Source organism: Planktotalea sp. (assembly GCF_965659345.1).
Lineage (GTDB): Bacteria > Pseudomonadota > Alphaproteobacteria > Rhodobacterales > Rhodobacteraceae > Planktotalea.
The window spans coordinates 1-25,502 of the sequence record NZ_CBFHVK010000009.1; the positions used below are offsets into that span (position 1 = coordinate 1).

27 protein-coding genes and 1 pseudogene are annotated in these 25,502 nt (G+C 52.9%); 6 read left to right on the forward strand and 22 right to left on the reverse strand.

What is annotated here, in order from left to right; all coding sequences use genetic code 11:
• Both ACTG3Z_RS08655 and sciP read right to left on the reverse strand, forming a co-directional pair.
• A partial coding sequence (locus ACTG3Z_RS08655) for a response regulator (protein WP_439142580.1) occupies positions 1 to 463 on the reverse strand: 463 nt, incomplete at its 3' end.
• A 95-nt stretch (positions 464 to 558) separates the two neighbouring features.
• Positions 559 to 837 (reverse strand): CtrA inhibitor SciP, encoded by a 279-nt coding sequence (gene sciP / locus ACTG3Z_RS08660; RefSeq protein ID WP_439142582.1) that lies wholly within the window; start codon positions 835 to 837, stop codon positions 559 to 561.
• 124 nt (positions 838 to 961) lie between these two features.
• Between sciP and mnmA the strand changes: the two genes are divergently transcribed.
• The 6 genes from mnmA (at position 962) to ACTG3Z_RS08690 (ending at position 7,309) form a co-directional block, all read left to right on the forward strand.
• Entirely contained in the window at positions 962 to 2,107 is a 1,146-nt protein-coding gene (gene mnmA, locus ACTG3Z_RS08665; protein ID WP_439142584.1) for a tRNA 2-thiouridine(34) synthase MnmA, read from the forward strand.
• Position 2,108: 1 nt separating this feature from the next.
• Entirely contained in the window at positions 2,109 to 3,095 is a 987-nt protein-coding gene (locus tag ACTG3Z_RS08670; protein ID WP_439142782.1) for an LLM class flavin-dependent oxidoreductase, read from the forward strand.
• A gap of 144 nt (positions 3,096 to 3,239) precedes the next feature.
• Positions 3,240 to 3,542, forward strand: coding sequence for an FtsB family cell division protein (locus ACTG3Z_RS08675; RefSeq protein ID WP_439142585.1), 303 nt, complete (start codon positions 3,240 to 3,242; stop codon positions 3,540 to 3,542).
• A gap of 104 nt (positions 3,543 to 3,646) precedes the next feature.
• Positions 3,647 to 4,648, forward strand: a complete 1,002-nt coding sequence (gene pdhA, locus ACTG3Z_RS08680; RefSeq protein WP_439142587.1) for a pyruvate dehydrogenase (acetyl-transferring) E1 component subunit alpha — start codon at positions 3,647 to 3,649, stop codon at positions 4,646 to 4,648.
• Positions 4,649 to 4,651: 3 nt separating this feature from the next.
• A complete protein-coding gene (locus ACTG3Z_RS08685; RefSeq protein ID WP_439142589.1) occupies positions 4,652 to 6,016 on the forward strand; it encodes a pyruvate dehydrogenase complex E1 component subunit beta in 1,365 nt (454 codons plus the stop codon).
• Between the two features lie 12 nt (positions 6,017 to 6,028).
• The gene (locus tag ACTG3Z_RS08690) at positions 6,029 to 7,309 is read left to right on the forward strand and encodes a pyruvate dehydrogenase complex dihydrolipoamide acetyltransferase (RefSeq protein ID WP_439142591.1); all 1,281 of its coding nucleotides are present in this window, start codon (positions 6,029 to 6,031) and stop codon (positions 7,307 to 7,309) included.
• 113 nt (positions 7,310 to 7,422) lie between these two features.
• Here the strand turns inward: ACTG3Z_RS08690 and cysE are convergent, their stop codons facing one another.
• From cysE to fabF, 20 genes and pseudogenes are all read right to left on the reverse strand, one after another.
• Entirely contained in the window at positions 7,423 to 8,235 is an 813-nt protein-coding gene (gene cysE / locus ACTG3Z_RS08695; protein ID WP_439142784.1) for a serine O-acetyltransferase, read from the reverse strand.
• 103 nt (positions 8,236 to 8,338) lie between these two features.
• Entirely contained in the window at positions 8,339 to 8,635 is a 297-nt protein-coding gene (locus ACTG3Z_RS08700; RefSeq protein ID WP_439142593.1) for a DUF7742 family protein, read from the reverse strand.
• Positions 8,632 to 12,648: pseudogene (locus ACTG3Z_RS08705) on the reverse strand (baseplate multidomain protein megatron). Before ACTG3Z_RS08705 ends, ACTG3Z_RS08700 begins: the two are co-directional and overlap by 4 nt.
• 2 nt (positions 12,649 to 12,650) lie before the next feature.
• On the reverse strand, positions 12,651 to 13,100 hold the full coding sequence (locus ACTG3Z_RS08710; RefSeq protein WP_439142594.1) for an NlpC/P60 family protein: 450 nt from the start codon (positions 13,098 to 13,100) through the stop codon (positions 12,651 to 12,653).
• A complete protein-coding gene (locus ACTG3Z_RS08715; protein WP_439142595.1) occupies positions 13,097 to 13,984 on the reverse strand; it encodes a DUF2163 domain-containing protein in 888 nt (295 codons plus the stop codon). Before ACTG3Z_RS08715 ends, ACTG3Z_RS08710 begins: the two co-directional genes overlap by 4 nt.
• A complete protein-coding gene (locus ACTG3Z_RS08720) occupies positions 13,981 to 14,613 on the reverse strand; it encodes a phage distal tail protein, Rcc01695 family (protein ID WP_439142786.1) in 633 nt (210 codons plus the stop codon). The genes ACTG3Z_RS08715 and ACTG3Z_RS08720 overlap by 4 nt, the downstream gene beginning before the upstream one ends.
• 23 nt (positions 14,614 to 14,636) lie before the next feature.
• Entirely contained in the window at positions 14,637 to 15,302 is a 666-nt protein-coding gene (locus ACTG3Z_RS08725; protein WP_439142597.1) for a phage tail tape measure protein, read from the reverse strand.
• Positions 15,299 to 15,514 carry a rcc01693 family protein gene (locus ACTG3Z_RS08730; protein ID WP_439142599.1) on the reverse strand — a complete coding sequence of 72 codons (216 nt, stop codon included), beginning with the start codon at positions 15,512 to 15,514 and terminating at the stop codon, positions 15,299 to 15,301. The genes ACTG3Z_RS08725 and ACTG3Z_RS08730 overlap by 4 nt, the downstream gene beginning before the upstream one ends.
• Entirely contained in the window at positions 15,511 to 15,837 is a 327-nt protein-coding gene (locus ACTG3Z_RS08735; protein WP_439142600.1) for a gene transfer agent family protein, read from the reverse strand. The genes ACTG3Z_RS08730 and ACTG3Z_RS08735 overlap by 4 nt, the downstream gene beginning before the upstream one ends.
• On the reverse strand, positions 15,837 to 16,253 hold the full coding sequence (locus ACTG3Z_RS08740; protein WP_439142601.1) for a phage major tail protein, TP901-1 family: 417 nt from the start codon (positions 16,251 to 16,253) through the stop codon (positions 15,837 to 15,839). Before ACTG3Z_RS08740 ends, ACTG3Z_RS08735 begins: the two co-directional genes overlap by 1 nt.
• A 42-nt stretch (positions 16,254 to 16,295) precedes the next feature.
• Positions 16,296 to 16,700 carry a DUF3168 domain-containing protein gene (locus ACTG3Z_RS08745; RefSeq protein WP_439142602.1) on the reverse strand — a complete coding sequence of 135 codons (405 nt, stop codon included), beginning with the start codon at positions 16,698 to 16,700 and terminating at the stop codon, positions 16,296 to 16,298.
• Positions 16,697 to 17,035, reverse strand: a complete 339-nt coding sequence (locus tag ACTG3Z_RS08750) for a head-tail adaptor protein (RefSeq protein ID WP_439142603.1) — start codon at positions 17,033 to 17,035, stop codon at positions 16,697 to 16,699. The genes ACTG3Z_RS08745 and ACTG3Z_RS08750 overlap by 4 nt, the downstream gene beginning before the upstream one ends.
• The gene (locus tag ACTG3Z_RS08755) at positions 17,032 to 17,631 is read right to left on the reverse strand and encodes a head-tail connector protein (RefSeq protein ID WP_439142788.1); all 600 of its coding nucleotides are present in this window, start codon (positions 17,629 to 17,631) and stop codon (positions 17,032 to 17,034) included. The genes ACTG3Z_RS08750 and ACTG3Z_RS08755 overlap by 4 nt, the downstream gene beginning before the upstream one ends.
• A 169-nt stretch (positions 17,632 to 17,800) precedes the next feature.
• A complete protein-coding gene (locus ACTG3Z_RS08760) occupies positions 17,801 to 18,994 on the reverse strand; it encodes a phage major capsid protein (RefSeq protein WP_439142605.1) in 1,194 nt (397 codons plus the stop codon).
• Between the two features lie 27 nt (positions 18,995 to 19,021).
• Complete coding sequence (locus ACTG3Z_RS08765; RefSeq protein ID WP_439142606.1) at positions 19,022 to 19,600, reverse strand: HK97 family phage prohead protease; 579 nt, start codon at positions 19,598 to 19,600, stop codon at positions 19,022 to 19,024.
• A gap of 11 nt (positions 19,601 to 19,611) precedes the next feature.
• On the reverse strand, positions 19,612 to 19,833 hold the full coding sequence (locus tag ACTG3Z_RS08770) for a GTA head formation protein, RCAP_rcc01685 family (RefSeq protein ID WP_439142607.1): 222 nt from the start codon (positions 19,831 to 19,833) through the stop codon (positions 19,612 to 19,614).
• Positions 19,830 to 21,017 carry a phage portal protein gene (locus ACTG3Z_RS08775; protein WP_439142608.1) on the reverse strand — a complete coding sequence of 396 codons (1,188 nt, stop codon included), beginning with the start codon at positions 21,015 to 21,017 and terminating at the stop codon, positions 19,830 to 19,832. Before ACTG3Z_RS08775 ends, ACTG3Z_RS08770 begins: the two co-directional genes overlap by 4 nt.
• Before the next feature lie 87 nt (positions 21,018 to 21,104).
• Positions 21,105 to 22,481 (reverse strand): DNA-packaging protein, encoded by a 1,377-nt coding sequence (locus ACTG3Z_RS08780; RefSeq protein ID WP_439142790.1) that lies wholly within the window; start codon positions 22,479 to 22,481, stop codon positions 21,105 to 21,107.
• 460 nt (positions 22,482 to 22,941) lie between these two features.
• Entirely contained in the window at positions 22,942 to 24,096 is a 1,155-nt protein-coding gene (gene mltG / locus ACTG3Z_RS08785; protein ID WP_439142610.1) for an endolytic transglycosylase MltG, read from the reverse strand.
• Entirely contained in the window at positions 24,097 to 25,356 is a 1,260-nt protein-coding gene (gene fabF, locus ACTG3Z_RS08790; protein ID WP_439142612.1) for a beta-ketoacyl-ACP synthase II, read from the reverse strand.
• Positions 25,357 to 25,502 lie beyond the last annotated feature (146 nt).

The following is a 25,502-nucleotide window of genomic DNA, read 5'->3' on the forward strand; positions in this document are numbered from 1 at the left end:
AAGTACCGTGGCTGTAGGCTAAATCCGTCTGGGGTAAGGGGGAGATCGGCCTCAGACCGATTTGTGCAACAAAGCCTGTGTGAATAATTGACTGAGAGTGGCCTTTGGAGCGTCGAATAATCGCGTGAATGCGCGCAATAAGCTCATCACGGTGAAATGGTTTGGTGAGATAGTCATCCGCGCCAAAACCGAAGCCTTTGATCTTGCTCTCTGTGTCATCAGAGCCGGACAGTATCAAAATTGGGGTGTCAATACGCGCAAGTCGCAATTGGCGGAGCACTTCATGCCCGTTCATATCCGGCAAATTTAAATCCAAAAGGATCAAATCGTAATCATAGAGTTTTGCCAGATCTATCCCTTCTTCACCAAAGGACGTTGTATATACGTTCAGGTTTGCATGGGTCAGCATCATATCGATGCTTTTGGAAGTTGTAGGATCGTCCTCGACCAAGAGTACGCGCATTGGGTTCACTCCGTTTAGCTTCTCGTCAAATGCAAATTGGGCGAAAATAGTTAACCTATCGTTACTCAAGTTAATGTTTTTATATCACAATCAACCTAAAGTTGTCTATACACCTGGGTATTCGTGGTCTTAAGTGCTTTTTCCCCATGCTTTGCAACGGCTTTGACCCATTGCGCGAATTCTTCCTCGCTCAATGAATACCGCTCCAGCGCTTCGTCTTGCGTGATCAATCCGTAACTTACGCCGCGCACCACCGCCGCTTTGCGGGAGGCCACCCACCGCCGCGTTGTTTCGGCGGGAAGGTCAGCGCGGCTCATCACATCGCCGTTTGGAAGGGTAACCGCACGCGGCCCATCGATTTTCTTGAGATACATTTGATCGCCTCTTCTCTACTTCTGGCCTTTCTGCCCCCAATCTCTTAAAGCGACGTGAACCCGCCTCTTGAGAATAGATAGGATTTGCCTATCTTTCCTTAGATTTTGGTAAGGAGTTGCCGTCATGGCGCTGGACACGTCTGAAAAATTGAACAGCCTTGGTTTCGCAAAGCCGCCCTCAGAAACGCGGGTTGTTGTGGCGATGTCCGGTGGTGTCGACAGTTCTGTTGTCGCCGCGCAGCTGGCTTCTGAGGGCTATGATGTCGTTGGCGTGACCCTACAGCTTTATGACCATGGTGCTGCTTTGGCCAAAAAAGGGGCCTGTTGTGCCGGGCTTGATATCCACGATGCACGCAGGGTTGCGGAAGAGATGGGGTTTCCGCATTACGTCCTTGATTATGAAAACGTGTTTAAAGATGCGGTGATTGATGAGTTCGCAGACAGCTATTTAGCAGGTGCAACACCAGTACCGTGCATTCGTTGCAATGAACGTGTGAAATTCAAAGACCTGTTGGAAACTGCTAAGGATCTTGAGGCTGATTGCATGGCCACCGGACATTATATCCAGCGCAAAATGGGTCCGCAAAAAGCAGAGTTGCATGCCGCCGCAGATGGCGCGCGCGATCAGAGCTATTTTCTGTTCTCGACCAAACAAGATCAGCTTGATTTTCTGCGCTTTCCGCTGGGCCACCTGCCCTCAAAAGATGCGACGCGTGAATTGGCGAGCAAATTCGGGCTAAGCGTGGCTGACAAGCCCGACAGTCAGGACATTTGTTTTGTGCCAAATGGCAACTACGCAGCTGTGATCGAAAAATTGCGCCCCGGTGCTGCGGAGCCCGGTGAGATTGTCGATGTCGAGGGCACTGTGTTGGGTCAGCACAACGGTGTTATTCACTATACCATAGGGCAACGTCGCGGACTTGGTATCGGTGGATTGGCCGATCCGCTTTACGTTGTGCGCCTTGATGTGGACACCAAACAGGTGATCGTTGGTCCCAAAGAGCTATTGAGCACGCGAACTATTCCGGTACGTGAAATCAATTGGCTTGGGGATGCGCCGCTGATGTCACAAGAAGAATGGCATGTTCTGGTACGTGTGCGCTCCACCCGCCCGCCAAAGCCAGCGATTATTCGCCCAATGTCCGAAACGGAAGCGAGCGTTGAACTGCTCACACCCGAAGATGGTGTGTCCCCCGGTCAAGCCTGTGTGTTTTATGACACCGACAGCACCCGCATCTTTGGTGGTGGCTGGATTTGGCGTGGGTACTAAAATGCCGACCTATTCGCTGCTAGACCTTTCCCCCATTCCACAAGGCCAGACTGCGCGCGATGCGATAGAAAATACCGTAGCGCTTGCAAAAGCCGCTGAAAAAGCGGGCTACCATCGATATTGGCTTGCTGAACATCACAACATGCCAGGCATCGCAAGCGCTGCGACGTCCATCGTTATTGCACAAGTTGCAGCGGCTACAGAAACGATGCGTGTGGGCGCTGGCGGCATTATGCTGCCCAATCACGCGCCTTTGGTCATTGCAGAACAATTTGGCACGCTCGCGACACTCTACCCTGATCGCATTGATCTTGGCCTTGGACGCGCGCCGGGCAGTGATATGGCGACGGCCCGTGCGTTACGCCGTCACATGGCACCCGAAGACAGCTTTCCCCAAGATGTGCAGGAGTTGATCGCTTATCTCTCAGTAGATGGTGGCGGATTGTCTGTGCGCGCAGTTCCGGGCGTTGGCACACAAGTCCCAGTCTGGATCTTGGGGTCTAGCCTGTATGGCGCGCAACTGGCGGCCTATCTGGGCTTGCCATATGCGTTTGCGTCCCACTTTGCACCCGATGCGCTAGAACAGGCCTTGCACATATATCGTACGACATTTCAGCCATCTGAACATCTTGAGAAACCACATGCTACGCTTGCCGCTGGGGTCTGCGTCGCGCAAAGCGATGAAGAAGCAAAGATCTTGCGATCATCGCAAATACTCGCCTTTGCGCGCTTGCGAACGGGAGCCCCCGGTCCGCTGCCCCTGCCCGTTGAGCGTGTCGAAGATCATGTGGCACCAACGGTATTGAATCAGGTTAATCATGCATTGTCTTGCTCAGCGACAGGATCGCCAGACACAGTGCGCCAGAAACTCCAAGAAATTATTGCGCGTTATCAACCAGATGAGATCATACTGACGGGTGCCATTCATGATAACAGCGCGCGCATTCGCTCGTTTGAGATGGCCGCAGACGTGCTTAACTCTCTTTAGATAGCGCCCTCAGCGGCAATTGTGCCTTCAAGCACACACCTTCCTTACCAGTTTCCCCACTAAGGGGAAAAAAGGCTGACCCGCATCAAAACTTCATGGCACTAAGTCCCCACAGTGACCGTAAGAGTCGCTACCGAGGGCAGTATGAAACCAAAAACCGCAAAACCAGCGCTTGGCGCTTTGATCTATTTCGCGACGGCGTTCAGCCTTGCGACGTATTTCACATTTGCGGCTGTGCAAGGTGACTATGGCGTGTTTCGGCGCGCGGAAATCACGGTTGCTGCAAAAGATCTCGAGGTTCAACTGAGCCAACTCAAAGGCGAAGTAAAAGAGATGGAAAACCTCACCAAGCGTTTGTCGGACACTTACCTGGACCTTGATCTATTGGATCAACAAGCCCGTGATGTCTTGGGCCTTCTGCGCTCGGATGAGATTGTTGTACGTTAACCAATTCGTTACCAACATTATTGCACTCTGGTCAGCATCGCTTTCCTGCGCTAGACTATTGTTTAACGCTAAACCACTGTTGTTTCTGGGAGGACACACCTCATATGGCCGCGCGAAAATCGACCGCAAAATCGAATGTTTCTGCTGACGAATTGCTGAAACATTACAAAGACATGCTTCTCATCAGACGCTTTGAAGAAAAAGCCGGACAGCTTTATGGCATGGGCCTGATTGGCGGGTTTTGCCATCTCTACATCGGACAAGAAGCCGTCGTCGTCGGCCTCGAGGCAGCGGCAGAAGAAGGCGATAAGCGTATCACCTCCTATCGTGACCATGGGCATATGCTTGCTTGCGGGATGGATCCAAACGGCGTCATGGCTGAGCTGACAGGTCGTATCGACGGCTATTCCAAAGGCAAAGGCGGCTCGATGCATATGTTTAGCAAAGAGAAGCATTTCTATGGTGGTCACGGCATTGTCGCAGCGCAAGTTCCGCTTGGTGCAGGACTGGCTTTTGCGGATAAATACCAAGACAATGGACGCGTGACCTTTACTTATTTTGGTGATGGTGCCGCAAACCAAGGTCAAGTTTACGAGACCTTCAATATGGCCGCGATTTGGGACCTCCCTTGCATTTTTGTAATCGAAAACAATCAGTATGCGATGGGCACCTCTCAGAACCGCTCCACCTCCACGCCTGATCTGCATACACGCGGTGAAGCCTTTGGCATTCCTGGTGAAATTGTAGATGGCATGGATGTGATGGCCGTTAAGGAAGCTGGTGAGAGGGCCGTTAAACACTGCCGCTCTGGCAAAGGCCCCTATATTTTGGAAATCAAAACCTATCGCTATCGTGGCCACTCCATGTCGGACCCTGCGAAGTACCGCACCCGCGAAGAAGTGCAGAAAATGCGCGACGAACGTGACCCGATCGAACAAGTACGCGAGGTGTTGCTGACAGGCAAACACGCGAGCGAGGACGATCTTAAAGCGATCGACAAAGAGATCAAAAAAGTGGTGAACGCATCCGCAGAATTTGCCAAAGACAGCCCGCTTCCAGATGTGTCGGAACTCTGGACAGACATTTATGCAGAAGTGGAGGCTTAAATCATGGCTATTGAAATCCTAATGCCCGCACTTTCGCCAACGATGGAAGAAGGCACACTTGCCAAGTGGATGGTCAAAGAAGGCGACACAGTTTCGTCGGGCGACATCATTGCTGAAATCGAGACAGACAAAGCGACAATGGAGTTTGAAGCTGTCGACGAAGGTGTCATTGGCTCGATCCTCGTTCCAGAGGGCAGTGCAGGTGTTGCCGTAAACACCGCGATTGCGTTGCTGTTGGAAGACGGTGAGAGCGCGGATGATGTGGCGGCACCTGCCCCAGTCGCCGCGAGCGCGCCCAGCGTTCCAGCCGCGCCTGTTCAACACAATGACATTGACGACGAACCGCAATGGAGCGCACCTCAGCCTGATTGGCCTGAAGGCACTCAGATGAAGCAGCAAACCGTGCGCGAAGCCTTGCGTGACGCCATGTCCGAAGAAATGCGCAGCGACGACAGCGTATTTTTGATGGGTGAAGAAGTTGGCGAATACCAAGGTGCTTACAAGATATCGCAAGGTATGTTGGATGAATTTGGCACAAAGCGTATCATTGATACTCCAATCACAGAGCATGGTTTTGCAGGCATTGCTGTTGGTGCTGCCTTTGGCGGCTTGAAGCCAATCGTCGAGTTCATGACATTTAACTTCGCCATGCAAGCCATTGATCACATTATTAATTCTGCCGCAAAAACACTATACATGTCGGGCGGACAGATGGGTGCCCCTATGGTGTTCCGCGGCCCCAATGGCGCGGCTGCGCGTGTCGGCGCTCAGCATTCGCAAGACTATGCGGCGTGGTATGCACATATTCCCGGCCTAAAGGTCGTCATGCCCTACACTGCAGCGGATGCGAAAGGCTTGATGAAGTCAGCGATCCGCGATCCTAACCCAGTGATATTTTTAGAGAATGAAATTCTATATGGGCGCAGTTTTGACGTGCCTGTGCTCGATGACTTCACCGTGCCAATCGGCAAAGCACGCATTGCACGCGAGGGCGCCGATGTAACCCTTGTGAGCTTCGGGATTGGCATGAGCTACGCAATGGAAGCCGCTGAAAAACTTTCTGAAAGCGGGATTGATGCAGAGGTGATAGATCTACGATCTTTGCGGCCTATGGACACCCAAACAGTCATCGAAAGCGTCAAGAAAACCAACCGATGTGTCACAGTCGAAGAAGGGTTTCCAGTCGGAGCGATCGGCAATCACATCTCAGCAGTTTTGATGCAAGAAGCGTTCGATTATCTCGATGCCCCCGTGATCAACTGCACAGGCAAAGATGTTCCGATGCCCTACGCCGCCAATCTAGAAAAACTCGCGCTGACCACGACACAAGAAGTGATCGATGCAGTGAAAAAAGTAACATATCGTTAAGGGAGATCTAAAATGGCAATAGAAATTCTCATGCCCGCGCTGTCCCCCACGATGGAAGACGGCACACTCGCGAAATGGTTGGTGAAAGAGGGCGATACCATATCCTCAGGTGACCTTCTTGCTGAAATCGAAACCGACAAAGCCACGATGGAGTTTGAAGCCGTTGATGAAGGTGTAATCGGCAAGATCTTAGTCGAAGAAGGCACTGCAGGCGTGTTGGTGAACAGCCCTATCGCGGTGTTGCTCGAAGATGGTGAAGATGCAGCCGATGCAACGCCGTCGGCCTCCGCGCCCGCGGCAGCGCAAACACCCTCTGAACCTGCGCCGGTTGATGAGCCTGCACCTGTGCAAGCGACCAAGCATACGTCAGGTGGTAACCGCGTCTTTGCTTCACCGCTCGCTCGTCGTATCGCGGCAGATAAAGGGATTGATCTGAACACCATCGACGGAAGCGGTCCGAAAGGCCGTATCGTCAAAGCAGACGTCGAAAACGTATCTTCTGTTCCAGTTCAGAAAGCCGCATCATCAGATGCGACACCAGCACCTAAAGTTGAAACAGCAGACGTGAACCCAAGCCAGGTTGCGAAGATGTATGAAGGGCGCGAATTTACCGAAGTCCCTCTCGACGGCATGCGCAAAACGATTGCGGCACGGCTTACTGAAGCAAAACAAACGATCCCACATTTCTATCTACGACGGGATATCCATCTTGACGCCCTACTCAAGTTCCGCAGTCAGCTTAACGGCCAACTCTCTGAACGCGGCGTCAAGCTCTCCGTCAATGACTTCATCATCAAAGCATGCGCGCTTGCCCTACAAGACGTGCCAGCAGCCAACGCCGTCTGGGCTGGCGATCGCGTGTTGCAAATGAAAGCCTCTGACGTTGCTGTTGCGGTCGCGATTGAGGGTGGTCTCTTTACACCTGTCTTGCAAGATGCTGATACGAAAACACTTTCCGCTTTGTCAGCGCAGATGAAAGATCTCGCAAGCCGCGCGCGTGACCGCAAGCTGGCACCGCATGAATACATGGGCGGAAGTTTTGCAGTATCAAACCTTGGTATGATGGGTATTGAAAACTTTGATGCCGTCATCAACCCGCCACACGGTGCAATTCTTGCTGTGGGCGCTGGCGCCAAGAAACCTGTTGTGAATGCAGAGGGTGAGCTCGACGTTGCGACAGTGATGTCTGTCACACTTTCTGTGGATCACAGGGTTATTGATGGCGCGCTTGGTGCGCAATTACTCGCTGCAATCAAAGATAACCTGGAGAACCCAATTGCAATGCTCGCTTAAGCGCTCAGCATCGCATTTCATTTTTCCTATAAACTCCCGCCGCAGGCTCCGTCTGACCCTAAGAGTCAGGCGGGGTAACCCGTCATATTAACAACAAGCCTAAATCCTAAAAATTAGTTAGGCGCTGAATTTATCAATTGATGCATGGAGACGGACGGTTGATCACAGCCAGCCTCGCCAACGATCTTAGCAGGGACACCCGCGACCGTTTTACATGGCGGTACTTCCGCAAGAACTACCGATCCTGCCGCAACGCGGCTGCAGTGACCGATCTTGATGTTCCCCAGCACTTTTGCGCCAGCACCGATGAGGACGCCATCGCCAATCTTCGGATGACGATCTTCCTCTTCCTTACCCGTTCCGCCAAGCGTTACGGAATGAAGCATAGAGACGTTGTCACCAACAACGGCCGTCTCACCAATGACAATCGAATGTGCGTGGTCAATCATGATCCCTTTGCCGATACCCGCAGCAGGATGAATATCCACACCAAATATCTCAGACACACGCATTTGCACAAAATAAGCCAAGTCTTTGCGGCCTGTCCGCCACAGCCAATTCGCAATTCTGTAAGCTTGAATAGCCTGAAAGCCTTTGAAAAACACCAAAGGCTGTAGCAAGCGGTGGCACGCGGGATCACGATCAAAAATTGCCATCAAATCAGCGCGCGCAGATTCGACGATTTTTGGATCCTTGGCATAAGCTTCGTCTGCAACATCGCGCAAAATGATCTGGCTCATTTCGTTCGAATGAAGCTTCGCTGAGAAGCGATAGGACAATGCTTTTTCAAGGCTGCTATGATGCAAAACACAAGCATGCAACAACCCACCCATAAGCGGCTCATTTTGTACCGCTGTCTGAGCTTCGTGCGAAATGCGATCCCAGACCGGATCAATACTGCGAAGGGGGCCGTCAACTTGCGCCATCATGAACGCTCCTCTTAATTTGCACTATCTCTACATCAACAAACCCTCATGTCACAAATGCAAATAGGTGATACTTCACAAACATATGAGTGATAGTTTGGCGCTATGGGGTCTCTTGGCGCGCTTCCAAAAGCCCCTGAACGGCGATGCCCGCGGCAGATAACACATTGTTATCAAGATAATAGGGTATTTTTATTGCCCTGTGCCTTAAGAGCAAACTGGACATAGACCCGTCTCCATAAAACGGGTGCGCTTTGCCCGTAATCTCTACAAAGCACGCAGCGTCATAAACGCATCTTAACGCCAAGCGACACTTTTTCGCACGTTCCTTAGGTTCAAATCCAGCGCAATACTGCGCGAGATTGATCAGATCTTGAACTGTCGGTGTCAACGATTTCACCCGTTCACAGACAAGCGTGCAAACAATCCTGGACCAAAGCGTTCAGACACTTGCGCCACGCGAATTTCAAAACCGCCTATCACACCATCTTCGCTCCGCTGACTTAAAGAATAGGAGTAGCTCGCATTCTCCACCAATTCAGTACTTAAGATGCTTCCGTTGGCAACAACCTGCACCACATATTGCTCGTGCTCTTCCCCCAAAGGCACATCGCCCCAACTCCAGTCATCGCCTTCAATTCGTGTACGCCTGACCCAAGTAAAATGCATGTCTGGACCATCATCAACAACTTTCAAATGAACTGGCGCAAAGGGCCGCAATCCCACCCCTTGAAAGCTCTCGACGCGATGTTCGTAAGCTGGGTCATCATAGCCACGCGTTGCAGGGCCGATACGGTAATGCCGCTCAACACCTCGGTCAGAACGACGCAAACCGATCTGGTTTGGCATCCCATTTAACAACACGAAAACCGATCCAGTTGGCCAAGCATCCGGCACTAAACCATCCGTACCAAATTGCCCTCTTAACCGCAGGCTCAGCTCGTACGTATCTGAAGCTACCAACTCCGCTTTTTGAAACTGAAACACTTCCCAATTTCCAGCAGACCCGTCTCCAATCGCAGCCAGGTTCCCACCTGCCAGCATCGTTTCACGCGCAATACTCTCCAATTGATCGCTCGCCAGTTTTACCCGCAGCGGTGCACCACGATCCACAACTCCAAACCCACCCGAATTCAGAGGCGTCAGAGTTTCACCAATGACAGACCGTCCTTGAGTATAGGTATTGAACCCGTAATCCGCATCAACTGACGCATCATATAGAGCCACGGCAACCGGCCAAGGCGTCGCCGTTGCAGCCACATGCGGAGCATGCGCAATTTCATTCCCCGTGATGAGCGGCAAATCAAGAAAATACGCAAGTACCGGCACAGCGGGCACAAAGGGTCGAGTCGCGACAATGTCGTCAGCAAAGGGCGATGGGCGATAGATATTTGGCTCAATGCGAACAGCTTCGAGCAGTTGGCTTTCGCCTTGCTCCACACGATCAACGCGGAACTGGGTATCGCCCTGCCCGCCTTTAAGACGAACTACATCACCCGCTTTGATCGCTAGCTTGGAAGGCGGCAACGCAAAGCGGATCGCCTCTCTTGAAACACGCGCCTCACTTAACCAACGCTCTAACATCTGCCGCGCTTCTGGCCGCGTCATTGCCAATGGTAGATCAGTTGACGAAATCGCATGATTATCATCATGTGGCAACACGGTCTCTTCTACGACCACATCAAAATCTGCATCTGCCTGCACAAAACTCGCCCGCAGGCGTCCTGCAAGATCGGCACCAGAGCCGCGCACAACCTCATAGTCGCCTTTGATTTCTGAATGATTGACCAAATCACTTTCATTGATTTCAACATCGCTTTGCCTGTCACGCATTACAAAATGCAAAACACCTTCACGCTCAATCGCGTCAAACCCAAAGCGCAGCATCAACGGCTGCAGCGCACTTCTCGCTTCCAATACATCTGCAATCTGGTACCCGCGCACAACGCCGTAAAGCTTACTGGCGTCAAAACGCACCTCACCAACCCGCGCACAAATCTCCGCGACAACAGACGCAAGTGAACGCGCGCTTGTACGTCCGTTTAACCAATGCCCGCGCGTATAGTTCTCCCCATCCGACCAAAGGTCCAAACGGTTCGGAAAATGTGGATAAGGACGCGTATCCCAAGCCCATGCAAACGCACGACCCATGTCAATCATCGCACCACCATAGACTTTAGAAACCGGATTATGGGTATTGTCCTCCCAGTATTCGGTTAGCGCATGCACATATTGCATCTGCATCAACTCATCGCGCTGACCGTTGGAATAATACGGCAAGTCAGACTCAGATGACTTGGGATCAAGAAACTTATTCGGTTGATTGGTGCCTTTATCGACAGAAGCACAACCGTATTCAGTAAACCAAATTGGTTTGGACTCTGGTACCCAAGGACTTGCTACGCTTTGACGTACGCCGGCGATCCGGTCGAAGTGCGGTTTGCTCCACCAGCTCTTCAAATCTTTATAACGAAATAACCAAGGCTCATCATGTGCCCCGTCCGTTATCGGTGTTCGTATCTGCGCCGCACGCGCCTCGTCCGAATGATAATACCAATCAAACCCTTCACCGCCTTCGATATTGCTCTTGAGATAATCCAATGCATAGATTGACCCCCAAGGCGCATCCAAATGCTCTTCCCCATCGCGCCAATCCGAAAGGGGCGTGTAGTTATCTATCCCAATGAAATCGATGTTCTCGTCCGCCCAAAGCGGATCAAGATTGAAATAATGATGGCCTTTGCCATCTTGCGGCGCATAGCCGAAATACTCCGACCAATCTGCAGCGTAGCCGATCTTACAATCAGGCCCCAAAATCGTGCGAACCTCTCTTGCCAAAGAAATCAACTCAAATACAGCAGGAAAGCTGTGTGCAGTGCCTCGAATTTGCGTCAATCCGCGCATTTCAGAACCAATGCAAAACGACTCTACCCCCCCAGCGGCGGCACAAAGCGCTGCATTGTGTAAAATAAACCGCCGCAAGCGCCACTCATCTGGTCCAGAATAGCTCACGGATCCGTTTGAAACATTAAAATCACTCGCGCTTGCTGAACCAAAAAATGCGGCGACCTGCCCGCTCGCAGTTGCGCTTTCATCAGGTGAACCGTGTCGCAGCGGAGCTACAGATATAGTGATCCTTCCACGCCAAGGCAGTTTTGGCTGACTATTTGCATCACTCCACGGATCTGCCAGGCCATTACCAGCCAACTGATCCATCAACACAAACGGATAAAACATTACCGCCTGACCGCGCGATTTCAGCTCTGCAATCGCCTCAAGTACCGAATTATCTGACGGCGTTCCCCCGTAAACTGGCCGCTCATCCGCCGTCGGAACCGCCTCCGCTGAAGAACGATCAAGCCCCGCGACAGACCATTGCTGCCGATCCCCTTCTAGCGCCTTTTGCTCAACTTTCGGCCTAATTTCACAAAAATTACAGCGCAGATCATTGCCGAACCAACTTACCACAAGCGACGCCGCTTTGCAGTTCGGCAACTCCTCTTCGAGCATCTTCAAAGACGTCGCAATATCGCTGCCATAGCTTGGTGAATTCACATTAACGCTTTGCTTCTTACCCAAGCCAAGATCGTAGTAAACCGGCGTCGTCGCCAACGCAAACTCGCCCGACCCGGGCATAAGCGCGACAGCTTTGATGTCTTGTGTCATATCACTTGCGCGCACGTCCGGCACTGCTTCTCCACCGCAAACAACTTCAAAAGTGAACTGGGGAACGCGGTTTCCAAAATCAGCCAACTGTAGGTTTTCAAAAACCACATAAGCAGTGCCGCGATAGGCAGGCGTTTGGCCGCTTCCCTCCACAGCTTCAATTTTAGGATCAGGTTGTTGGGTCTTTGAGCCCGTATAAACGCGCATGTTTAAATCTACTGAACTGATCTCCACGCCATCGGCCCAAACACGTCCAATCGAAGTGATCTCACCCTCACACAATGCCACAGCAATAGAAATTATGTAGGCATAGCTCTGGGTGACAGTCGTATCGCGCATCGTCGTTGTGACAGATCCAACCTCGGCTCGCGCCCCGCCTTTAGTCCCCGATTGTTACGCCGCTTGCGTTTGGGTGCTCACCTGTGTGCCCGTCGAGGTGTAGATCCGTTCTTCAAATTCACTTGACCAAATGACTTGGCCCGCAACCCGCATGCGCCCGAAAATTTGCCCAATAGGACGTCCTTCGCCTGCCCCTGTAAGCCGGAAACGGTTCATTTGCCCTGTCTGCACGGTCTCAGAACCACCGCCAATAATGTGTTGATCCGTGCGTACTGTACGTCGGTCAATCGCGCTTCCAACCATAGCCCCTGCGAACCGCCCAATCGCAGACATAGACAGACCAAGGATAGAGCCACCAATAGAAGACCCAAGCGACGCGCCGGCCGCAGACAAAAGAATTGTAGCCATGGTTAAACTCCCAAAGGAAATGCAAAACGCGCCGCAATGCGGCGTTGCCAAGGTTGACTGAGCGGACTCTCCGTTACCGAATGACCGCTATAAGCATGAATAAAAGTTGGCTCAGACCCGGCCGTCGCACATATCCCAATATGTTTCGCGATCGCCCCTTCGCGCATGCGAAACAGCAAAACGTCGCCTGCACTCAAGGCGGCTTGACATGGCAATAAATACTGCAACGCTGCGCGCAGCAAAACCTCATCACCCTGCGGCTCTGCCCAATCTTTCGAATAGGCAGGCACGATCTCAGGCTCGGCCCCGTAAAGCGCGCGCCACACACCACGCAAAAGCCCGAGACAATCGGTCCCCACATGCTGCAGTGACGCTTGATGACGATACGGCGTACCAATCCATGCGCGCGCAGAGTCCAGAACCTTAGAAGACGGCATCACATCACTTGTCATCGACGACTTCCGCCATCGCGCGCAGGTGCCTTACTAGGATGAACCATCATCCATTCTTCTTCAGGAATGTCCGGAAACCCTCGAAAATTCAGGATATTGGAAAACTTGCTGCCACAGGTTTCAAATCGCTTGTCACAACCAGCCACCAGTCGAACAAAGTCACCTTCTTGAATATCCGCACGCAAAGGCTCCCAAAGCGTGACTTCGCGAAACTCTCCGAAGAAGCGATCCACTTTGATCGCCCCGCCTAGTCCCTCGCCTTCACCACTCAAAATATCCAAACGCCCGCGTTCGAACCAGCTCGAAGCGTAGCTATTCAATCCGCTAAACCGAAACACCCGTTCATTTCCGATCTGTGCAACAGCGCGCTCAACGGAGTATTCATCGCTCTTAATATCAACGCCACATGCGCCGTCACCTAACACCGCGCCGCAAGGCTTTTGATAAACACGACCCACAGGGCGGTTCAGCAAATCCGTCAACCCCCTCAGCTCAGCTTGAAAGGCACCACCGGCGCGACGAATTTCACCTATGTTGCCACGAAATTGGATGATGCGCTGCTCGGGCGCGCTCCAATTCACCAACCACGACGTGACTTCCGCACCATCAAAGCGTCCTGCATCGATATCACTGCCTTTGATTGCAGCGTCACTTAACGCTCCAATCGCTTCGGTATTGTCAACTGATAAGCCCGTACTTTGCTGCAAAGCCAACGCTGATAACCCGCTGTCGGGTTTGAACACGACATCTTCAAACGTCAGCGCAAGATCGTGATCCGTAAATCCAAATTTCACCTTGTCACGGCGCGTAATCAACCACGCCCGACATAACGTCGTGACACCAGTGTCCAAATGCGCCTGAAACTCCGCAGGAAGCACGCTCATAAGCGCACCTCAACCATAGGAATACTTGGCACTTCACCCGCTTGAAAACTCGCAGCAGAGGTATGAATGCGATCAGCATCAAATCGCACAGGCACGTCATATTCATAGCCTGCTGTTATTTCACGATCTTCATCCGGCGCACGTTCAAAAATCAAAACGCCGCGCGCGAGATCAACCTCAAAATGTACCCCTTCACTCAAGGGATCACCGGCAAGGCTAACCAAAACCGAACCGCTCACAGGTTTCGTTATGTTGCGCGTGTAGCTTTCCTCGCCCGAACGATACGTTTTTGTAAGCTGAAATTCCGTCGTGATGCCATTACCAAAGCCAATCGTTTGATCCCCATGGGCGACCGTTTCAGAGGGTTTGCATGATTTGAAGTCCGACCAGTCCTTCCAACGAAAGGCAAACATCTGCCCTCGGCGCGCCTCAAAGAATTTGAGCACTTCATCAACATCATCCATTGCGCGCAGGCCGACGCCCGCGTCATAGCGACGTCGTGAATGCGCCCAAGGCGTGTTGCGTTCTTCATAACCATTGCTCAACGTGACAATATCTGTGCGCCGCTCTGGGCCACCCATAGAGCCAAAACTCAAAGCCGCAGGAAATCGTATCTCGTGAAACTGCATCATTAATCCTTCCAACAAATCGTCTAACGCGCGCGCTGGGAACGGCCCAAAGCACGGCTCATCTGCGCGGCAATCTGACTTTGTGAACGGCGAAAGCCTTCTACGTCAGGCGTTGAAATATTTACAACAATCGGCGCAGATCTTGCTGCGCCACCGCTCGACTGCACACCAAGCCGCCCATCTGCACCACGCGTCAGCGGCATGATCGCTTCAGGTCCCGCCTCACCCATTAAACCCATGCCACCGCGCATCGGGAACGTCGTCGGCTCATTCACAATTCCGCCGTTTGCAAACGCCGTGACCCGCCCCTGCGTAAAGCTGCCGCCTTTTTCAAATGGCATGAGCCCGTTCATCAACGTATCAACACCGCCAGTAATCAAACTTGAGAAATGGTTGGTCACAGGCTTGATCGCTGACGTCAGCGCAGCATTCGCCATAGAGCGCCCAACGTCTTTCAAGGCATCACTCAGCTTTTGTCCGTCAAACACGACGCCCTCTAATGCGCCCCGCAGCGAACGCGATAGCGATGCATCAAGGCTTTGCACCCCCCTGCCCGTCGTCTCAAACGTCCCTTGAATGCGTTTCATCTCCGCATCAAAGGTCGAAGCCATACCAGCCGCATTTGCAAAGCTTTCCTCAAGCGCTTCAAGCTGTGTTTCCACCGAACTAGAGCTATCAAAATCACTCATTCTGAGCCTTCCTTTCTATCGAGACCGCGTTTGTCGTCTGGATAAAGCCGCAACAAATCAGACAATCGCGCACGCCCCATCGGAGCATCACCACCGCCATGACCAAGCATCACCATCAATTCCGACGGTGTCAGCGACCAAAATGTTTCTGGGCGCAAACGAAGTGTGCTCATCCCCGCGCGTATCAATTGCGGCCAATTTACAGCGCTCATGCACGGCGCTCTTCGGGCAACAAAAACGCGCGCGCCAAAAGCTGTGCCGCCACTTTTGCAGCACCCATCGGCCCACCTTTGATGTCTGCTGAAAGCAACTCGCCGCGCGCCACACTCCAGCCTCCACCGCGCAAGCCAGCCACGATCAAAGACAAGACATCGCCGCTCGAAAAAGCACCTGTTTCAAAGCGTTCCACCAAAGCCACCAACGTGTCATCGCCTAAGGTTACTTCAAGTTCAGCCAAAGCCCCCAAGGTCAACGCCATCGGGCGCTCTACCCCGTCCACAACCAATGACACACGACCGCTCCATGGATTGTCCATCAGCTGTCCGCCGTAAAGACAAGCTCGCCCGCAGAGGCCATCGACATCTCGTAAGTTGCCTCTCCGTTATGCGCGCCAGCATATTCAATCGCACTGATTTGGAATGGCCCTTGGACAATTCCGAAATCAGGAATGATCACTTGAAAATTAGGAATCTCACCATCAAAGAATATCTGTCGCGCACGTTCATCCGTCGCTTCATCGCGAAACACGCCAGAGCCAGACAAAGCCGCCGTTTTCACACCCGCACCAGACAGCAATTCGCGCCAGCCACCGGCACTGCTCAGGTTTGTGACATCGACCGTTTCGGCATTGAAACTTACGCGCGTCGCACGCAGGCCCGCCATAGTTTCAAACATGCCCGTGCCATTCACATCCACTTTAATCAGCAGATCTTTACCGTTTTGTGCACCCATGATGCTTACTCCATTCGTTCAAGAATTTCAGGATTGCAGCGTTTACGCTTCCAAACGCGCACGAAATTTTAGATCAATCTTGCGTTGCCCGGCGCTGCTGCGCTTGGCCTGACTTGCGCGAAACCAAAGCCCGACGACGCGCCCCCTTGATGGGACCAAAGCGGTGGCATCAAGCGCAGCCCAAATCGTGGCAGCCGCCTGTTTAAGCACAAGAAAACTGTTTGCTGTGCTCATGACCGAGATCGACAAATCATGTACAGCACCTGCGCCGCTTATGTCCGACGCATCCTTCACGCTTTCCTCACCAATCAACACGTAGAGATCAGGCACAGGACCCGCGGGCACAGCGTCATACACATGTGCGCCGACGATCGATGCAAGCTCACTGTCTGCGGACAAACGATCATAAACAGCGGTTTGCAAAGCATCCGATAAAAGGTCGCTCATACCGCTCTCTCCTCGACCGCATAACACACCAGATACCGCCCCATTGGCTCTGCCTCTGCGACTGCTGTGATCTGATAAATACGTGCACCTTCGCGAAACCTTTGTTCCGGACGGGGCCGCATTTCAGACCCATGCGGCATCGCGCGCACTTTGATCTTCATTGCTAGTTTTGACTTGGCAACACCCAGTCCACCGCCCTCACGACCAGAAAAACTACGCACTTCGGTCCACAATGTCCCAAGCGCAGTCCAACCCGAATGCGCGCCGCCAGCACCATCGGGAAGTTGAACACGTTCCTCCAGAACCAAAGCCCGATTTAAACAGGGCGCGCTCATCCCCGCGCACCGGCAAATAAACGCATCGGTCGATAGCGTTCGATCAAAGTCTGCACACCAAAAGGCATACAGCCACGCGTCAACGAAGTCTCATCTCGATACTCATAATAATGAGCTGCGAGCAAAAACACCGCTTGAGCCAGATCATCAGGCAAATCACTCCACTCCGGTCCAAAACCGGCTTGGAAGCGAATGCTCGCCTTCCCCCCAGACGGGATCGCACCAAAGCCACCACCGCGTGCAACTATTTTGGGACGCTGTGAATCGATCTCCAACCCGTATCTCTCGGGCGATACAATCAAATCTGCACCGTCCGCATCGCTAATTTCCAACGCCTCAATCGCGCGCACAGGCGCAATCGGCAAACCTTCAGCGCAAGGATCCCGCCAGCGTGTCACTGACCATGAAAACACACGCGAAATCAGCGCCTTGCCAGTTCGTGCTTCGACTGCGGCCAAGGCCGCTTTTAGAAAACTCTTTAAGACGGGGTCTTGCACGTCTTCTTGCGCAAATCCTGTCCCGAGACGCAAATGCGCTTTAAAGGCAGCGAGAGGCAAAACCTCATCTGGCACCGAGGCCTCTTCGATCAACATCATCGATATCTCCAAAATAGTCATACCTCCCCTTTGGCATAGGTGGGCGCGCACAGCCTGAGTTGCTCGGACGGAGGGGAGCAGCTAGACAACTCAGGGTCTCTCTGCACACGCCCAGAGGGCAAAAGACCAAGCGAAAGCTTAGCCTTTCGCATTCGCAACTCAGCGCGTTTTAGCTGGCGGCGAATTTCAAAAGTTTGATGGCTTGGAAGTCCGTCACATCGCCGCCGACACGTTTGGTTGCATAGAACAACACGTTGGGCTTGGCTGAAAACGGGTCACGAAGAACACGCAAATCAGGGCGCTCGGCAATCGTGTACCCTGCCGTGAAATCACCAAAGGCAATCGCTGGCGACCAATTCGCAATATCAGGCATATCTTCACAAATGACGACTTTGTAGCCCATCAAAAGCGATGGTTCTCCAGCTGCATAACCGTCAGACCATAAGAACCGCCCGTCACCGTCTTTCAACTTGCGAACCGCGCCGGCCGTCTTTGAATTCATGACAAACGCAGCATTCGCGCGGTAGCGCGCAGGCAATGCATAAACCAGATCGACAATTGCATCCGCGGGTGCCGCTGGGTTGAAATCACCATCTGCGTCACTCAACACATGGCCCAACTCCCCCCAGACTTCGGAACCATTCGTTGCCGTTGCATAGGTCAAGAAACCTTTGGGCTTATCAACACCGTCACCGCTAATAAACGCGGCGCTCTCAGCACGCGCAAACTTGTCCGCGATCTTGCCAGCCAGCCAGCTCTCAATGTCAAACGCACTGTCATCGAGCAAACGCTGAGACACTTTTGGCAAAGCGCTCAATTCATGCAGGGGAATGGAAATCCGGTCCACTTGCGGAGAACCTGTTTCACTTGCATCCGCCGTTTCACTTGTCCAACCGGCACCCGCATCTGTGTGGTCAACCAACACATCGTATGATGTTGATTCAACATTCACGATACTCGCCACAGCCCGCAAAGATGCCGCTCCTTTCAGCACGCTTTGCACTGTCTCAGAGGTCTGGGGATCAACCAAATATCCACCATCTGCGGCAACAGACGTAGACATCGCTTTGCCTTCCATTTCAATTCCGCGCAGCTGGTCTTCATCGCCGCTACGCACATAGGCGCCAAACGCTTTTTCATGGGGGGCCGTTTCCAACACTGCGGAAGACAAGGCCGGACGCGCCGCGCGCGCTAGTGACTTACGTTCATACATAGTTAATCGCTCTTCTTGCTGTTGAATTCGTTGCTCTGTTGCAGCTCTATGGCTCTGAAAGCCGGCTACGAAATCCGTCAAAGCGGACTTCAGTTCCTGGGCAGGAGACAAATCTTCCCCGGCCCGAGACATCATCTCAGGATCGCTCATCTCTTCGTCCTCATTAGGTGTTAGAAGTTAGTGTCCAGCGCTGCTCATCTTTTGCATCTGCGGCAACATCCCACGCAAAACGCTTGCGATATCTCGTAAACCTGCGCTGTCTTCTTCATACAGATCTCCCGATTTAGAACCTACGCGCGCACTTGCCAGCATCGGAAATGTCACCAGTGACACCTCCCAAAGTTCCAGTTCTTCAAGTTGACGCAACCCGCCGGTATCGCGCTTTGCTTTCTTTGTACGATAACCGATCGACAGACCATCGAGCGCACCTGCCACGATCAATGCCGCCGCCTCACGCCCCCGCGCGACCCCCTCAAGCAAGCGGCCCTTTACATAAAGCCCTTTGTCGTCTTCATGCACCGCATCCCACACGCCAATTGGTTCACTTGCATCATGCTGCCAGAGCATTTTCACATGCTGCCCCTGCTCCTTTAGCTTTTCCAGTGACTTGGCATATGCGCCCTTCAAAACAACGTCGCCGCCTTGATCAGAAAGCCCAAACAAAGATGCATACCCTTCAATCTCAACCCCATCGGTCACTTTCAAAGTTTCGCCAAAACGGCTAAATTTACGCTCTAGATCGCTTTCAATCTGCATATATTTCCCTTTCAAACGTTAACCAAAAGCGGCTGAACAGCCTCCGCTAAAATCACTGCAACCACGCCGTATACCGTCAGCCAAAGTCGTTTTTCCAAGCGCTCAATCAGCGTCTCGATCCGGTCCAACCGCTTGCTAATGCCTTCAAATTGCAGCGTTGCGACACGTTCATGCGCCTCTAACCGCAGCGCTGGGGCACAATCAAAAGCCTCAAACCCATACCGCTCGCTCATGTGCTCGCCTCCGCACTTAAAGGCGGTAGTCCAAGTAGCGCGCGCTTCTCATCAACTGTGAGGAAATCCGCGCTTGAAACTCGCGCCCATTGCGCATCGCGCTCAACCGCCAATGCGGCGACTTGATCCAAGTCAGGTTTCAACTCCACAGCTTCACCAGTATGCTGCGCGAGCCAGTCACCAATCTTGCCCGCCACTTTGCTCGCCAAAGGCACCACCACTTGGCGATAAAACGCACGGTTCGCTTCTTGATAATTCGCATAAGTCGCATCGCCAGGAATTCCGAGCAACATCGGCGGCACACCAAAGGCGATTGCAATCTCACGCGCCGCTGACTCTTTGGTCTTCTGAAACTCCATATCAGAGGGCGAAAACCCCATGGGTTTCCAATCCAAACCACCCTCCAACAACATTGGACGCCCCGCGTTCTTGGCACCTTGGTGATAGGCTTCCATCTCGTCTTGCAAGCGTTGGAACTGCTCAGGCCCCAGCGTGGCGTTGCCATCCTTGCCATGCACCACAATCGCACCAGAGGGTCGCGCCGCATTATCCAAAAGCGCCTTGCTCCACCGCGATGCACTATTATGAACGTCTAACGCCGTTGCCGCCGCCTGCATTGGTGACAAACCATAGTGATCATCTTGCGGATGAAAGCTCTTGATATGACAGACAGAAGGAACGTCACCGCTCACATCAAACCGATGCTTTCGTGCGCCAACAGCGTACTCATATGCAACAGGCCAGCCATCAGTACCGGGAACAACTTTCATCCGATCAGAGCGCAACACATGCATCTCAAAGGGCGCCCCGCCTTCACTCGTGACCGCTTCCACATATGCGTCGCCAGACAGCAAAAGCTGCCCAAACAAAGCTTCAAAAAACTCAGCCCGCCCTTGTGATCCATTCGGCGTAGCGACAAGCTGCAAAAACGCATGTTTCTCATAACGTTGCTGATGATTTTGCAAGACTAACGGCACGGATGCGGCAGCCTCTGCAATCAGTTTCACAGCCCGAAATCCAACAGGATTGCCCGCAAAACCAGATCGTGTCAGCGACACCGTATCGCGCGCAGACCATGCAACACGCCCTGCGCCGTGATAGGCAATCACAGGTCCCGCAGCACTTGCTTTACTCTCAATCGCGCCAGCCTCTTCGCTGCGCCTTTTGAAAAAATCGAATGCCATTTGCTTTCCTCTTCGCACAGCTGTCTTGATCGTGGCCCATCACGTCAGGCCACGTCAGTCGCTTCATGTTCAGTAACGTCAAGCGCTCTAGAGCGAGCGTATCTGCGGCCTACGCCAGGACTGCGTTGGCTTAATCATCAAATCAAACAAGGCCCAAACCAGCGCATCCACGCGATCTGGTGATCCTTTTCCGTCATAGCCCTGCGCTGTCATCAAGCACATCTGATCTTCTAAAGCACCCAAACCACGCATATGCGTCACACGCCCTTGCTCATAAAGCGCGGCCACCGGCTCTGCCCGTGCAACCTTGCCCTTTGAGGCATGCACCGCAGTGATCGGCATGATCGGATCAACCTGACGAATTACTGAACTCACCATATCTCCACCTTGGTTCACTTCGACCACCAATCGCTCTGCCTCCCAGCGTTGCATTGCATCGGTCGCTGCTTGCGCCCAAGTATTTGGCGATGCGCCTTGTACGCTTGCATCTTCCAAAATCACCGCTTTCCAGTCTTGCGGCGGGCCTTTACAGATAACACCAGCAACAATAATTCCACACTCATCAGCCCCTGACTTCGATCCAGCCGGTGGATCAACCGCAACAACGATGCGATCAAGGTCTGGAGATATGTTTACCCTATTGGCCTCTAACAAAGCGCTACTCCACAGTGCGCCCTCTGCGTCTTCAAGCAACAGACCCTCTAACTCCTGCCGTCCTAACCGCGTTCCTGCATAACGGCGCTCGACCTCTTCCAAAAAACCGCTCGCCAAATTCGCTCTATTGGCTTGAGTGGCCGCATGGGTCACGACGGAACTCGGCGATGCGATCAAATCCTTCAACACGCCAACCGTGCGCGGTGTCGTCGTCACACAGACCCTCGGATCATCCCCGAGACGAAGCGCGAACTGCAACATATCCCATGCATCTTGGCCACGTTTCCACTTGGCCAATTCGTCAACCCAAGCTCCGTCGAATTGCGGACCACGCAAACCTTCAGGATCATGCGCCGAGAAAACTTGTGCCACCGCACCATTGGGCCAAAGCAACCGTTTCCGGCTCGCTTGCCACTCTGGTCTTCGGTCAGGCGGTGAACATGCGAGTATGCCGCTCTCGCCAAAAATCATGACATCGCGCGTCTGATCAATTGTCTCACCGATCAATGCAATGCGCGTACACTTGCCTTTATCCGTTGGAGCAGCGCCCTCCACTTGCGCACGCACCCACTCAGCGCCCGCAGGTGTCTTTCCCGCACCACGACCGCCCATAACGATCCAAGCGCGCCAATCACCATCAGGGGGCAACTGGTGCTCCATTGCCCAGAACTCGAATAAAAAAGGGAGAGCCAAAAGCTCCCCCTCTTCTAACTCATCTAGGAAGGCATCCCGGACAACCTTGCCGGCGGAGGCGATCCAATCTGCCCCCAATCGTGTTCCGTGCTTCGGCCAAATCAAGGGTGCTTCCATGTGCGCAATCTCTGCCACCTCTTTCTTGTTCGTACTTTTCAAGACGCAACTCCATTTCATGAGCAATTTTCAACCAGTCCCGAATGTCCCCAAGGGTTTTGTTCGCTTCGGATTTTGGTCCAATAGTCCCTGCATCAACCTTCGCTGTTAGCTGATTTAACGCCACAATGGCGCGCACCAGTTGCGCTTTGGCTGATGTTTGTAGCTCAGATAACTCCTGAGCTGACACGCGTGGAGGTGTGTGTGTCATACATATTTACTCCTCATGCGAGTTTCCTCCGCACGAGAAAAATGAAAAACGGCCCCGAGTTCTTCACTCAAGGCCGATTCGCCACTTCTCCTAGCATGTCACAACTTATAGGCGAGACCGTTCACAAAGTCAAGCAAAACCCGATTTGCCGTTTACCTTAACCGTCCGGTATCATTAACAAAAAGTTAATTTCCAGATGCCCGTGACACTCTAATTGTTCGCCCGCTCTGCTTCAATCTGACGCCACCTTGCGACATTAGTATTGTGCTCTGCCAATGTGACCGCAAACGCGTGACCACCCGTACCGTCCGCCACAAAGAAGATGTATGGGGTCTCATCAGGGTCCACTGCAGCACGTAAACTCGCCAGTCCCGGATTTGCAATCGGCGTTGGCGGCAAGCCGTCGATTACATAGGTGTTCCAAGGCGTTTCACGACGCAATTCACTTTGACGCAAGCCACGACCAAGCACGCCTTGGCCTCGCGTAACGCCGTAAATCACTGTCGGGTCCGTCTGCAGCTTCATGCCTTGGTTCAAACGATTGGTGAACACAGACGCTACTTGACGACGTTCCTCCGCAACGCCCGTTTCCTTTTCAATGATCGACGCAAGCGTCAACATCTCTTCAGGGCTGTTGAGCGGCACATCATCTCGTCGCTGCCCCCAAACTTCTGCAATCCGTCGTTGCTGCGCATCAAGCATCCGCTGGATCAATTGCGCGCGCGTATCATTCGCTGAAATCTCGTAACTGTCTGGCGCCAGCATTCCTTCAGCGGGCACCTCAGCCACATCACCACTTAGCAGATCCACCGACTTTAACTCTTCGACCACCTGCCAGCTTGTCACGCCTTCTGCCAAAGCAACACGATAACGCGTGTCTGCCTCGCCGCGCACGCGCGTGTATTCCTCTGGAGCCTCTTCCTCTTTTGGATTGAAGCTCGCCTTTTCAACAAACCGGTTCGAACTTGGATCAAGCTCACGCACCTGCACCGTTGCCCGTGTCACACCGATCCGGTAAACAACTTCTGTTCCACAAGAACTCGCACCACCACGCGTGATAATGCTTACGATCTCTTCCATCGACGCATTCTCAGGTACCAAGAAGCTGCCCGCTTTCAATTGGTTCGTCTTATCCTCATAATCCGCACCAATGCGAAACACAGAGGGGCTCGAAATAGCCCCTTGCTCAGCCAAATTGTCGCTGACACGACTCATCGTAGACCCACGATCGACTTTCAAACAGATTGCCTGCGCAAGTGGACCCTCGCCGCGATATTGTCCTTGGCCCCAGAGGATAGCACCCGCTAGCAAGAAAAGCGCTACGATAAGAAATGTCACCGCGTTAGACGCAATGTGCCGCCACATTTAGCTGACCTTTCCGAACAACACGCTTGCGTTCGTGCCGCCAAACCCAAAGGAATTGCTCAAAGCCACATTGATTTCGCGTTTCACGGGCGCGTTGGGTGCCAAATCAACCGCCGTCTCAACTGCTGGATTATCAAGGTTAATCGTCGGTGGTGCCACCTGATCGCGGATCGCAAGGATCGAGAAAATCGCCTCAATCGCGCCAGCTGCACCAAGCAAATGCCCAGTCATCGACTTGGTCGAGGACATCGTCACTTGGCTTGCATGTTCGCCCATCATCCGCTCAACCGCCCCAAGCTCGATAGTGTCGGCCATCGTCGACGTTCCGTGGGCGTTAATATAGTCGATGTCTTTGGGCTCAAGTCCCGCTTTCGCGAGTGCAGCGCGCATAGAGCGTTCGCCACCTTCCCCACTCTCACTTGGGGCTGTAATGTGATATGCATCACCAGACAAACCATAACCAATCACTTCCGCGTAAATCTTCGCACCGCGCGCTTTGGCGTGCTCGTACTCTTCCAGTACAACCACACCAGCACCTTCGCCCATGACAAACCCATCACGGTCATTGTCATATGGTCGGCTTGCTTTGGTCGGATCATCTCCGCACTTTGTGCTGAGTGCCTTACACGCGTTGAAACCGGCAATACCAATCTCTGAAATAGACGCTTCAGCACCACCCGCGATCATCACATCCGCATCGGACGTCATGATCAGACGCGCCGCATCACCAATGGCGTGCGCCCCCGTCGAACACGCAGTTACAACAGCATGGTTAGGACCTTTAAAGCCATAACGAATACCCACCTGTCCCGAAATCAAATTGATCAACGCACCTGGAATGAAGAACGGCGAAACCCGCCGAGGACCACGTTCGTGGATCAAAATAGCCGTTTCCGCGATGGAGTTGAGACCACCGATGCCAGAACCAATCATGACACCCGTACGTAATTTGTCTTCTTCATCCTCAGGCATCCAGCCCGCATCCTGAACCGCTTGCTCAGCCGCAGCGATACCATACAAAATGAAGTCATCGACCTTACGACGCTCTTTTGGTGCCATCCAGTCATCTGCGTTGAACGTCCCGTCTGTGCCATCACCAAGCGGCACTTCGCAGGCGTATTTGGTGGTCACTCGAGACGCATCAAACCGCGTGATCGGACCCGCGCCAGACTTGCCGTCTAAGATACGGCTCCAAGTTTCCTCGACACCGCTAGCCAGCGGCGTAACCAATCCAAGACCTGTGACAACTACTCGGCGCATAAGACTGCCCTCTTTATATAGCATTCGCGTTGCATACACTTACCTTGGGTAGGGGGATGGGGGCAAGAGGATGCGCAAAGCTCCGCTTGAAAATGAAAACCCTTTGCAAAGGGTTTTTCCAAGTCTTTTTGCAAAAAGACTTAAAC

Excerpts from the sequence above, each read along its gene's own strand:
- sciP (WP_439142582.1), bottom strand. The coding sequence starts at position 837 with ATGTATCTCAAGAAAATCGATGGGCCGCGTGCGGTTACCCTTCCAAAC.
- mnmA (WP_439142584.1), top strand. The coding sequence starts at position 962 with ATGGCGCTGGACACGTCTGAAAAATTGAACAGCCTTGGTTTCGCAAAG.
- ACTG3Z_RS08670 (WP_439142782.1), top strand. The coding sequence starts at position 2,109 with ATGCCGACCTATTCGCTGCTAGACCTTTCCCCCATTCCACAAGGCCAG.
- ACTG3Z_RS08675 (WP_439142585.1), top strand. The coding sequence starts at position 3,240 with ATGAAACCAAAAACCGCAAAACCAGCGCTTGGCGCTTTGATCTATTTC.
- pdhA (WP_439142587.1), top strand. The coding sequence starts at position 3,647 with ATGGCCGCGCGAAAATCGACCGCAAAATCGAATGTTTCTGCTGACGAA.
- ACTG3Z_RS08685 (WP_439142589.1), top strand. The coding sequence starts at position 4,652 with ATGGCTATTGAAATCCTAATGCCCGCACTTTCGCCAACGATGGAAGAA.
- ACTG3Z_RS08690 (WP_439142591.1), top strand. The coding sequence starts at position 6,029 with ATGGCAATAGAAATTCTCATGCCCGCGCTGTCCCCCACGATGGAAGAC.
- cysE (WP_439142784.1), bottom strand. The coding sequence starts at position 8,235 with ATGGCGCAAGTTGACGGCCCCCTTCGCAGTATTGATCCGGTCTGGGAT.
- ACTG3Z_RS08710 (WP_439142594.1), bottom strand. The coding sequence starts at position 13,100 with ATGACAAGTGATGTGATGCCGTCTTCTAAGGTTCTGGACTCTGCGCGC.
- ACTG3Z_RS08715 (WP_439142595.1), bottom strand. The coding sequence starts at position 13,984 with ATGAGCGTGCTTCCTGCGGAGTTTCAGGCGCATTTGGACACTGGTGTC.
- ACTG3Z_RS08720 (WP_439142786.1), bottom strand. The coding sequence starts at position 14,613 with ATGCAGTTTCACGAGATACGATTTCCTGCGGCTTTGAGTTTTGGCTCT.
- ACTG3Z_RS08725 (WP_439142597.1), bottom strand. The coding sequence starts at position 15,302 with ATGAGTGATTTTGATAGCTCTAGTTCGGTGGAAACACAGCTTGAAGCG.
- ACTG3Z_RS08730 (WP_439142599.1), bottom strand. The coding sequence starts at position 15,514 with ATGAGCGCTGTAAATTGGCCGCAATTGATACGCGCGGGGATGAGCACA.
- ACTG3Z_RS08735 (WP_439142600.1), bottom strand. The coding sequence starts at position 15,837 with ATGGACAATCCATGGAGCGGTCGTGTGTCATTGGTTGTGGACGGGGTA.
- ACTG3Z_RS08740 (WP_439142601.1), bottom strand. The coding sequence starts at position 16,253 with ATGGGTGCACAAAACGGTAAAGATCTGCTGATTAAAGTGGATGTGAAT.
- ACTG3Z_RS08745 (WP_439142602.1), bottom strand. The coding sequence starts at position 16,700 with ATGAGCGACCTTTTATCGGATGCTTTGCAAACCGCTGTTTATGATCGT.
- ACTG3Z_RS08750 (WP_439142603.1), bottom strand. The coding sequence starts at position 17,035 with ATGAGCGCGCCCTGTTTAAATCGGGCTTTGGTTCTGGAGGAACGTGTT.
- ACTG3Z_RS08755 (WP_439142788.1), bottom strand. The coding sequence starts at position 17,631 with ATGATGTTGATCGAAGAGGCCTCGGTGCCAGATGAGGTTTTGCCTCTC.
- ACTG3Z_RS08760 (WP_439142605.1), bottom strand. The coding sequence starts at position 18,994 with ATGAGCGATCCTGAGATGATGTCTCGGGCCGGGGAAGATTTGTCTCCT.
- ACTG3Z_RS08765 (WP_439142606.1), bottom strand. The coding sequence starts at position 19,600 with ATGCAGATTGAAAGCGATCTAGAGCGTAAATTTAGCCGTTTTGGCGAA.
- ACTG3Z_RS08770 (WP_439142607.1), bottom strand. The coding sequence starts at position 19,833 with ATGAGCGAGCGGTATGGGTTTGAGGCTTTTGATTGTGCCCCAGCGCTG.
- ACTG3Z_RS08775 (WP_439142608.1), bottom strand. The coding sequence starts at position 21,017 with ATGGCATTCGATTTTTTCAAAAGGCGCAGCGAAGAGGCTGGCGCGATT.
- ACTG3Z_RS08780 (WP_439142790.1), bottom strand. The coding sequence starts at position 22,481 with ATGGAAGCACCCTTGATTTGGCCGAAGCACGGAACACGATTGGGGGCA.
- mltG (WP_439142610.1), bottom strand. The coding sequence starts at position 24,096 with ATGTGGCGGCACATTGCGTCTAACGCGGTGACATTTCTTATCGTAGCG.
- fabF (WP_439142612.1), bottom strand. The coding sequence starts at position 25,356 with ATGCGCCGAGTAGTTGTCACAGGTCTTGGATTGGTTACGCCGCTGGCT.